The following is a 2529-nucleotide window of genomic DNA, read 5'->3' on the forward strand; positions in this document are numbered from 1 at the left end:
AGTCGGGTAGCCGGAGCGCATTGCTGCGCCCCGGCCCCCTCAGAACCGGACGTGCGACTTTCACCGCATCCGGCTCAAGCAAGCCTCTGGGGCTTCACGGGTTTTGCGTGTCGGGGCAGGGTGCCGTCCTTGGCGTGTAGCTGCCGGTGGCACTCTGCGTGGATGAGGCGGAGGTTCCTCCCGTCATCCGATCCTCCGTCCCGCCTGTACACGAAGTGGTGCTTGTGCAGCATTTTCGCGCAGGCCGCGAACCAGTCGATCCACTCTCGTGGACTGTCCGGCTCGTATTCGGCCCCGGCGATGAGCGCCTGTTGACATAGGGGGCATAGCCCCTTCTGCCTGTGCGCCAGGGACAGGCTCAGCTTGTCCATGGGCGGTGGCGTTCGTTTCCGTCGGCGGGTGGTCCAGTAGTTTGTCAGTGACGCGTCATCCGGGGATGCCGTGCCCTTGACCTGGGTGTGTCGGATGATGGCCGTCCAGGCAAACTTGGTGAGGTACATACCGGTCGCCCGGTCTCCCATCACCCAGTAGTCCTGTCTGGCCTTGTTGAATCGGCCGAAGTAGCGCTTGCATACCCACTTCTTCGACTTCTTCGGGTGGGAGCGCTTGGCCCATTTGTAGGTGAGCTGCCACACGTAGTGATCCAGATCCGCGAAGGTGCGGCTGGATACTGCGGTCCGGTAGTAGGCCGACCATCCCCGAATGATCGGGGCCAGCCTTTTGATCACGGTCCCGACGTTGGACCCTTGCAGGTCCTTCATCTCGTCCCGGAGCCTCTGCCGGATTCTCCCCACGGCCGACTTGCTGGGTTTGACAAGCAGCTTTCCGCCGTACTTACGGAGATTGAAGCCGAGGAAGTCGAACCCCTCGCCCATGTGGACGATCTGGGTCTTCTCCTCGTTGATGCCTAGTCCCCTCGGCTTGAGCCACTCTGCCAGCTTGCCCTTGATCTCTTCCGCTTCCTCCTTCGTGTGACACAGCACTACGAAGTCGTCCGCGTATCGGATCAGGACCGGGGTGCCGTCGGCGGCGATGGGGTCTTTCTTCCCCATGCTCCGGTACTTGCACCCCGCAGCCGTCTCCATTCCTTCCAGTGCAATGTTCAGCAGTACCGGGCTGATCACCCCGCCCTGCGGGGTCCCTTCCTCGGTGGGGGCAAATCTTCCCTTCTCCATTACCCCGGCCTTGAGCCACCCTCGGACCATCTCCCTGGCAGGGAACTGTCCGATGGCTTTCATCAACTCGCCGTGGTCGATCCGGTCGAATGCCGCTGTCAGGTCCGCGTCGAGTACCCACTGGCGTCGCGACGACTTCTTCGCCGTTACCGTGTAGATAGCCTCGATCGCGTCGTGGCAGCCCCGACCCGGACGGAAGCCGTACGACCTCCGTTCGAAGCGGGCTTCCCACTCGGGTTCCAACGCATTCTTTACCCGGGCCTGCATGATCCGGTCACGAATGGTCGGAATCCCTAGCGGCCTCTGCTTTCCGTTGCTCTTCGGGATATACACCCGCTTGACCGGCTTGGGGTTACGGGCCTGCGTCAGCTCAACTTCTGCCGTCAGCCTTGCCCGATCCCGGGGTGTCAGGGCGACTTCCCCATCGACCCCCGCCGTCTTGCGGCCCTTGCTCGTCTGAGATACCCGCTTCACACTGACGCGTGCGTTGCTTCGGCTCCTCAGCATGAGCTTTTGCAGATTTCGGACCCTTTTGAGGTCCCCTTCCCGTGTCGCCTTGAAGATCCTCTGTCTCAGTCTCCGTACGCTCTCTTCCTCCTTGGCCCAGTCGATGCCGTGCCAGTAGGCAGAGTTCACGCCCTTCGGTCCGTTCACCACTTCGTCAGCGGCGAGGACCGCCGTCTTCGTGGCGTCCAACTTGTCCTCCGGTGCAGGTTTCTTCGCTTCGGTCTTCAATGGCTCACCAGACCCACGTGGGCACCCTTTCGGGTCAGGCATGTGCCTGTATCCGGCGGGTTATGGCGGGTGGTGTTGCGCACAGTCTCCGCCTTTCCCCTGCCCTTTCGGGCTACCGGCCTTTGCTTATTGGGTCTTCCTGTTCCCGCTGGGGAGTTGGGCCTTCCTTGCGGTTGGCTTACCGGGCTTTCGCTCGGACCCCGACGGGGTTTCCACGTTCCGCACCTACGAGATGCGACTGGGGTGGGTGCCCCCTTTACCCCGAGGCCAAAGGTGTCCGGCCCCCGACAAGCGATCCCCGGGGGTCTTGTGGTGCGTCTCAGCACCTGGCCTTATGGCTGCCGTTTGCATTGCCATCGGTGCAGCCTGAGAGTCACGAGGCATATGGAGGTTCACTTTCGTTCACCCGCCCAGTCTTCCCCTTGCTTGTTGCCCCGCGATGGCCGTGGGGCTCTTGAGCTTGAGCGCCCAGCTTCACACCCCGCCGTTACCGGCGACGCATGTGGGCGTGGGGACGGGCCTGGACACTGGCCCGAGGGGCGTCCTCCTTTCCTGCGCATCGGCGCGCCCCTACTCGTATGGTGCGACCTCGTGTCGCACCCGCTTGGTTCTCGCGGAT

The 2529-nt window shown here is 62.8% G+C and carries 1 protein-coding gene; it reads right to left on the reverse strand.

From position 1 onward, the window contains the following. Positions 1-74: 74 nt before the first annotated feature. Positions 75-1910 (reverse strand): group II intron reverse transcriptase/maturase, encoded by a 1836-nt coding sequence (ltrA, locus tag ACZ3IC_RS34080; protein WP_467422587.1) that lies wholly within the window; start codon positions 1908-1910, stop codon positions 75-77. Positions 1911-2529: the final 619 nt, after the last annotated feature.

The sequence above is a fragment of the Streptomyces sp. NPDC002958 genome (assembly GCF_055563255.1).